The organism is Pseudomonas sp. FW300-N1A1 (assembly GCF_058789115.1).
On sequence record NZ_JBYTBK010000098.1, the window covers coordinates 1 to 587 of the forward strand.

1 protein-coding gene is annotated in these 587 nt (G+C 64.2%); it reads right to left on the bottom strand.

All coding sequences use genetic code 11. The annotated features are described in order from the left end of the window. The coding region (locus AC3WQN_RS25465; RefSeq protein WP_492606977.1) for a DUF5801 repeats-in-toxin domain-containing protein at positions 1–587 on the bottom strand (587 nt) is incomplete at both ends.

Consider the following 587-nt stretch of genomic DNA (forward strand, 5'->3'; position numbering starts at 1 on the left):
TCGCTGTCGTCATCCTGGTTGCCGGCCGTCTCGTCGATCGTCACCGAGCCGCCGCCATCGATCACGTCCGCGCTCGGTCCGTCGTCGTCGAAGTTGATGTCATCGCCGATGCCAACGCTGTCGGTGCTGGTGTCGCCGTCACCGTCGGTCACCGTCACCACCGCGTTGATCAGACCGGTCAGATCAATCCGGTCGTCGTGGGCCGCCGCCGTGCTGCCGGCGACGGGGTGCGTGAGCGAGACATACTGCGCCACCGCCACGTTGCCGTCCTGCAGCAGCGCAATCGCGAACGCCGCAGGATCCGCTACCGTGACCACGCCATTGGCCACGTCATAGCGGCCGACAATCAGATCGCCTTCCTTGAACAACAGGATGTTCTTGCCATCGGTGGTGTCGAGCAGCGAATCGGTGCCGTTGCCACCCACAATCGCCAGTGACAGCACTTTGGTCGCACCCTCCTGGTCCTGGCCAAAGCTGCTGAGCAACGTGGTGGCCAAAGGCGTGGTGCTGATCGCGAACTCCGTCGGGCTCAAGTCCGTGCCCTTGTTCAACACTTCCGTGTCGAACAGCGCCAGAACCGCCGCCGC